This window comes from Paenibacillus sp. ClWae2A, assembly GCF_032452295.1.
In the GTDB taxonomy this organism is placed as follows: domain Bacteria; phylum Bacillota; class Bacilli; order Paenibacillales; family Paenibacillaceae; genus Paenibacillus.
Map to the genome: position 1 here is coordinate 80559 of NZ_JAULSQ010000018.1, position 6812 is coordinate 87370.

At 36.9% G+C, this 6812-nt stretch carries 4 protein-coding genes; 1 reads left to right on the forward strand and 3 read right to left on the reverse strand.

What is annotated here, in order from left to right:
- Nucleotides 1–263 precede the first annotated feature (263 nt).
- A complete protein-coding gene (glgD, locus tag QVE09_RS29255) occupies nucleotides 264–1367 on the reverse strand; it encodes a glucose-1-phosphate adenylyltransferase subunit GlgD (RefSeq protein ID WP_211081482.1) in 1104 nt (367 codons plus the stop codon).
- A 26-nt stretch (nucleotides 1368–1393) separates the two neighbouring features.
- Entirely contained in the window at nucleotides 1394–2563 is a 1170-nt protein-coding gene (locus QVE09_RS29260) for a glucose-1-phosphate adenylyltransferase (RefSeq protein ID WP_315939668.1), read from the reverse strand.
- Nucleotides 2564–3184: 621 nt separating this feature from the next.
- On the opposite strand from QVE09_RS29260, the gene QVE09_RS29265 reads away from it, so the two are divergent.
- Nucleotides 3185–5617 (forward strand): ATP-binding protein, encoded by a 2433-nt coding sequence (locus QVE09_RS29265; RefSeq protein ID WP_315939669.1) that lies wholly within the window; start codon nucleotides 3185–3187, stop codon nucleotides 5615–5617.
- A 7-nt stretch (nucleotides 5618–5624) separates the two neighbouring features.
- Here the strand turns inward: QVE09_RS29265 and QVE09_RS29270 are convergent, their stop codons facing one another.
- On the reverse strand, nucleotides 5625–6695 hold the full coding sequence (locus QVE09_RS29270) for an ATP-grasp domain-containing protein (RefSeq protein ID WP_315939670.1): 1071 nt from the start codon (nucleotides 6693–6695) through the stop codon (nucleotides 5625–5627).
- Between the last annotated feature and the right edge of the window lie 117 nt (nucleotides 6696–6812).

The following is a 6812-nucleotide window of genomic DNA, read 5'->3' on the forward strand; positions in this document are numbered from 1 at the left end:
AAAGCCCGTTACGGTGACGAATCGTTCTTATGATCGCTGTTATCCCCAGATTTTTTGATTCCTTTTTTTAAAGGGAAAATCCGGGGATAAAGGCGAACGCTACGCTTCTTCAGAATCGATTTCGTCCCCTCCACTACGTTTGCACGTATGAAGTAGCTTTTTCGGGTGGCACACCGATGTTTAAAAGTGTATGAACCTTAAATCCATCCTACAGGATTTTTATTTTATATATATTTATAGAAGATATCGGTTACCTGTGGGCTTTAGATAATAGTACTTTTCGCTAAAATGTATGGATTCGACGGGTCACCGATCAGCGTCTGTCCTCCGGTCAGCTTCACGTCTTTATCGAGAATAACGTTCTCAAGTACGGTGCCCTCACCAATGTAACATTTCTGCATGATGATGGAACCTTTTATTTTGGCACCCTTGGCCACCTGCACACCACGGAACAAAATGCTGTCCTCCACCTCTCCACCTACGATGCAGCCATTGGCAAGGAGTGAATGTTTAACATCGGCGGTATCCAGATATTTGGCAGGGGCTTCATATTTAATTTTGGTCTGAACAGGATCTTCCTTGAACAGTTGTTCATACTGTCCTGTATTCAACAGATCCATACTGTTGCGATAATAACTGTCAATGGAATTGATGACTGCGTGATAGCCATCATATGCATACGCAGCGATATTCAATCCATCCGGATTTTTTTGAATCACATCCCGGAAGAAATGGCTCTCGCCATGATCGATGCAGCGTTGCACCTGGCGCAGGAACAATTCCTTTTCCATGATGAAAATTTCTGTATATATATTCGGGTGATTAGCGCTTTGGTGAATGTCCACCACGTTACCGTCCCCGTCATGGTCAACTTTGACACAGGCATCATGCTCAGGCAGCAGCTGATCTACTTTTTTGCAGACCAGTGTAACGTCCGCTCCTTTACTGATGTGATACCTGTAGACATCCTGGAGGTCTGCTTTGGTCACATGGCGACTGCCCGCATGCACAACATATTGTCCTGCACCTCTGTGGAAAAAGTCCAAATTGTTATGGAAATGCTGCAAGTCCCCTTGTGATGTATCTGTTGGATCGTTCCAGTCTGGTGGTAAAATAAACATGCCTCCATGCTTGCGATCCAAATCCCAAGGCTTGCCGTCACCAAGATGGTCCATCAACGAGCGATATTTTCGCCGTACAAATACACCTATACTCTCAATGCCTGCATTCATCATATTGGATAGAACAAAATCGATCAGACGGTAACGCCCGGCATAAGGCACCGCGGCACCGCAGCGAAAATACGTCAATTCCTTCAATTCTTCAAGTTCATGGTCAAGGTTAATAACTCCGATCAATTGTTTCATCGCATGCACCGTCCTTTTAACTTCAATTAGGCCTTGCTGGTTATTCCTTGACGAAACTGACGTTCCAGTTCTTCCTGATCCACGAGCAATATATCACTCTCATCTCCCGGTGCAGGCGAAATCTGTGTTCCATCAGGAATAACCAATCCTTCTGCGATAATCGCTCGATAAATGCGTACATTTTGCCCGATTTTCACTCTTGGCATGATGACCGAATCGATGACAGCACTGTTCTCGCCAACTTCAATTCCGTAGAACAGAACGGAATGATTCACCTCACCATGCACCACACTACCTTCACTAATAATGCAATTCCGCACCTTGGCCGATGGCGAAATGTATTGTGCAGGTTGGTTCGGATTACGTGTAAATATACGCCAGTCCGGATCATTCAGATTAAACGGTGTATCTTCGTCCAACAGGTCCATATTGGATTCCCACAGACTGCGAATGGTACCTACGTCTTTCCAATAACCTTCGAATGGATATGCATATAAGGATTTTTCGTTTTCAAGCAACAAAGGAATAATATCTTTACCAAAATCATAGGAGGTGGATGCCTGTTGTTCATCCTGGATCAGGAAACGTTTCAGTACATCCCACTTGAAGAGATAGATACCCATGGAAGCAAGTGTGCTCTTGGGCTCGGGAGGTTTTTCTTCGAATTCATAGATGCTATAGTCATCGTTGGTGTTCAGCACCCCGAATCGGCTGGCTTCTTCCAATGAGACATCAATGACCGATATGGTGCAATCCGCATCTTTTTCTTTGTGATACTGGAGCATTTTTTCGTAGTCCATCTTATAGATATGATCCCCTGACAGAACGAGCACATGCTCAGGGTCGAATTGTTCAATAAAGTTCAGGTTGCGGAAGATCGCATCCGCTGTACCCCGGTACCAGTTGCTACCGTCTTCACGTTCATGTGGAGGAAGTACGTATACCCCGCCGTTTTTTCGATCCAGATCCCAGTCACTGCCAATGCCAATATAGGAATGTAAGACAAGTGGTTCATATTGAGTTAATACACCCACTGTATCAATACCAGAATTAGAGCAGTTACTCAGCGGAAAATCAATGATTCGGTACGTGCCGCCAAAATATACAGCCGGCTTAGCCAGTGATTTGGTCAATCCTTTTAACCTCTTACCTTGCCCTCCGGCAAGTAGCATCGCTACAACTTCTTTTTTCGCCATCATTACAGCCTCCTCCACGTGCATTCGTTCTGATTCATTTCAGAGCCCATAATCGAAATTCTGTTGTGTGGACACTGTTGTCTTGATTAGGAGCATGCTGTACAGACGTGTAACCGGATGAATCATCTTGCAGTTGAACTTTTTGGATTGTGAAGCCTGAAATAGAGATAATGCGGTGTAGAATTGCCTTGACTGTCTTACAGAGGTGAATGTTAGATGCAGAACTTCAGGTGTAGCTCGTGAACAATGAAATAGACTACTCCTATTTAACATTAAACACGAAACGGACTGGGGAATCTTTCTGGAAAACATGGACATCAAGTTCCGGGTGAGATTACCCTTTCTCGTGTCGCTGTTATTCATATTGTATTCGATATAAGAGAAGTAAACTCCTTTTGGAAAATTCATGGTAAAAGTGTGACACTACTAGACCCATAAACCTATAAAATCAAAAATGCAGGTCTTACGAATCATAAAATAGCAATCAATTTGTAAATTTTTAGAGGAATATATAGAAATGTGTCGAATAGATAAGTGTAGTATAGAAGCTGTGATTAGAATTGCCAAAGCAATCTATCAGGAAATTACATACTAATAACTATAAATTATTTGGAGGTTGTTATGTTATCTGTAAAACAAGCAACAATAAAAGATAAAATTAAAGATACATTTAATGGGGATCAGTTCAATATAGTATATTTGAGTGGATCAACTGGGAGTGGTAAAACATACTTAGTAGAAGATTATTTAGAAGAAATTAATAATTATGAAGACTGGAAAGGCTATTATATTGAAGGTAAAAGCGGAGATGTAAGCGCATATTCAACGATTATTCAAGCCGAGAGTGTTCATTCTCCCAAAACAGAAATTACAGGTAAAAGTTTGAATCTAGGATTCAGTGTATTTAAAATTTTTAGCATTGGTCTGAGTAGCACTTCTCGAAGAAAAGAGATATTTGACACTAAAATCGATTTTTTTATAAAAATGCTAAGAAAATCAACTGAAAGTAATATTTTAATTATTGCAGATAGCTTTGAGTTCTGGGATGAATCTTCTAAGACTCTGATAAAGGCTATCATCAATCACAAAAAAATTTTAGATCATAAAAAGGTTAAATTACTCATTATTACAAACGAAGATGACAGTTCAAAAGTGTTGAATTTAAATGCTAGAACACTTCTTAATTCGGTGAAAAACTTGAAACTATTGCTTCCTATTTCTGATGAAATAGAAGAAATTGTTAAACTACTTGGGTATAATTTGGCACTAACCAAAGATCAAATCGAAACAATCATGTCTCTAAGTGGAGCTAATATTGATTTTATTAGAATAGTTATAGAAGCTTTGTATACCGATGGAATATTAAAAATCAATAAAGAAGCAGCAGTAGATTTAAATAGTATACTTCAACATCGTCTAAAAATATTTGGTTCTAGAGAAGTTGATGCCCAGAATGTTCTTAAAGCTTCATCCATTATTGATGGTGAATTTAACACTAATGAGATCAGGTATCTTTGCAATGAAAATAATGACGTTGATGATCTGTTGTATGAGTCCTATACTCATTTATTCTTAAAGAAAGGACTTAAATTCACTTTTTCTAATAGTATAATTAGAGACTTTTTTTATAAGAAAGTCACAGGCACTCAAGCTAGATTTCACTTACAGTACACAAAGTACTTAAAAAAAAATAAACCCGGAAACTATTTCTCGCGGGCACTACATCTCTCGTTAGCAGATGAAGAAGGACAAGAAACTAAAGAAGTATTTGGATTATTTGCTTTAGCATACTGTAGAAACATGGAAATCTCAGCTAATGAAGAGCATCAAATTCAAATCAAAGAGACGCTTAATTATTACATTAAGAATAATACCAGATCTAATTATCTGAAAACTGATTTTGATCACTTATCTAAGGCATGTGATTATTATTTGTCTCAAAACTATAAGGAATCCTATCAAAAGTTGAATCAAATATCAACGGCACATTCACTATTATTTCGTTCTGAGGTATTAAGAATGAAACTTCTAGTCTCACTAATGTTAGATTTGGACACAGCTAGAATAGAACGAGATACTGAAGCTTTGTGTTTAGTTTTAGACGACATTGGGCAAGAAGAAGCAGAACACTGGGCTCAATGTAACTTTGCTCTCTTCTCAACTTATACGAATAAACTCGGTCAATTTAATAGAGGTAAAAATATTGCGGACAAATTACAGAACTTTATAGGTAAACAAAATAACCGACCATTTTTTGAATATCTTGGTAGAGTCTTGGACAGAAAAAGTTTCTTATTTAATTCTGCAGAAGTTTCAATCGGGCCTATGTCAGATAGTGTTGCATATTTCAAAGAAACCGATGACTACTTGCAATACTACTTTGCCCTGTGCAACCTTGGAGGGATCTTAATTGTTCTAAACCAATTCGAAAAAGCTTCATCACATTTGGAAGGATGCTTACGTCTTATTGAAGAACATAACTACATTAAATTCCCTTCGACAGAAAAAATTTATAACAATTTATTTTTAGCTAACTTTTTATCTATTTTCAGAAGTGAAGAAACAATAAGCGAACAATTTTTCGAAGAGAGTATAATGAATTTTAGAGAAAAAATCCAAAATACTCCAACCGAAAAGGACGCTGTGATGTTAATTAATCTTGCAAATTTATATTTGATAAATAGAAATTATCAAGAATACGATGCAACTGTACACACTCTGAAAAATAAAATTCTTGTTAACAGTATTGATAGTTTCTATGACTATCATTTAATCAATTTAGAGTTAGCTAAAAATATACTTCAATACGATTGGTCTGACGCGGAAAAATTACTCGATAAATTTAAAGATAATATCCCCAATTTTCATACTAAAAATGAAAAAAAAATAAAAAACAGGCTGGCAGCCTTGAACAAATTGATTAAAAATAAATTGATACTCGAACCTGCTGAACTTGACCAATGGGTATACGACAACTCAAATCCTAGAGATGAGTCTAGTTCTTTTCATTGCAGATTATTTCTGTTTTCTGATCTACAGTTCTCATCATTATAGCCAGGTATCAATAATCCGTTTTAGAGGATAATCCAATTATTGAACTATATATATCATGATACTCTAAACCTAATTGGTTATAAGCATAAGCAAAAGAGCTATGTTTGGTTGTATAGGGCGAAGCAGCTATATCCATTAAGTAAGCATCGCCCTGGTTATCAATTCTAAAATCTACTCTCCCATAACTTCTTAGCCCCACAAGTTGAGCGATGTCAATCGCTGTTTCTCTTACTTTTTCAATCACTGATCCTGATAACTCCTTATCTAGGGAGTAGAAATTATAATCATCATTGAAAGAGCAGTCGGAGGTGAGAATGCTCTGTTTAAGATGATTTTCACCATTTATTGAAATACCTATTGGATTTAAAGCATAAGGTCTACTAGAAATGAGTAAGGGAACTTCACACTCATACCCTTCAATGAATTGTTGAACTAAGATAGGGGAATTTTTCTCTTTACTATCATTTATGATTTCTAACTCTGTACTAGAATCAAACAATTTGATCGATGTCTCTGATAAGCCTATGCTAGCAGACTCGTGCATAGGTTTAATTATAATCTTTGTATCTAATTTGGGCTTATTTTCAGCTAACCATCCATTTGAAGGGTCGTAAACCCAGCTATCAGGGACTTTAACATTATGAACCTCTAAGTATTTTGTATAAATATATTTTGCTCTACTAAATGATATTACAAGTGCATCTGAGCCTGAATAAGGAATAGACATAAGATCGCAAAAAGATGGAATTAAAGATTTCTTCCCAATGTGCTGACCGTTTCTGGATAGATTATATACAAACCTTTTGTTTTTAAAATAAGATTGTTTGAGAACTTCCAGTATAAACTCGATTTCGTTAAAAAAAGTTTCGACGAAGAAATCAGCGTCTTTAAGACCTTCAAATACTTCATCAAACTCTTTATCATTGAAAAATTCATTGTTAGTGGAATAGTTTATAAGGGAATTGTTTAATTCTCTCGTATTAGAACGTGTATTGCTTAGTAAAGAAATATGGTACTTCAATTTTAACTGCGCGGCTACTGATCTTAAATTTATTATCAAATTCTCAATGTCATTCATCACAAGACCTCCAAATAATTTATAGTTATTTGGAGGTTTTTCTCTACACTTTTAGATTATTTCTTGGATTGAACCTCGACAGCACATCCTTCTTCCGCTCAACAGACACCTCTGTAT

Excerpts from the sequence above, each read along its gene's own strand:
- QVE09_RS29260 (WP_315939668.1), bottom strand. The coding sequence starts at position 2,563 with ATGGCGAAAAAAGAAGTTGTAGCGATGCTACTTGCCGGAGGGCAAGGT.
- QVE09_RS29265 (WP_315939669.1), top strand. The coding sequence starts at position 3,185 with ATGTTATCTGTAAAACAAGCAACAATAAAAGATAAAATTAAAGATACA.
- QVE09_RS29270 (WP_315939670.1), bottom strand. The coding sequence starts at position 6,695 with ATGAATGACATTGAGAATTTGATAATAAATTTAAGATCAGTAGCCGCG.
- glgD (WP_211081482.1), bottom strand. The coding sequence starts at position 1,367 with ATGAAACAATTGATCGGAGTTATTAACCTTGACCATGAACTTGAAGAA.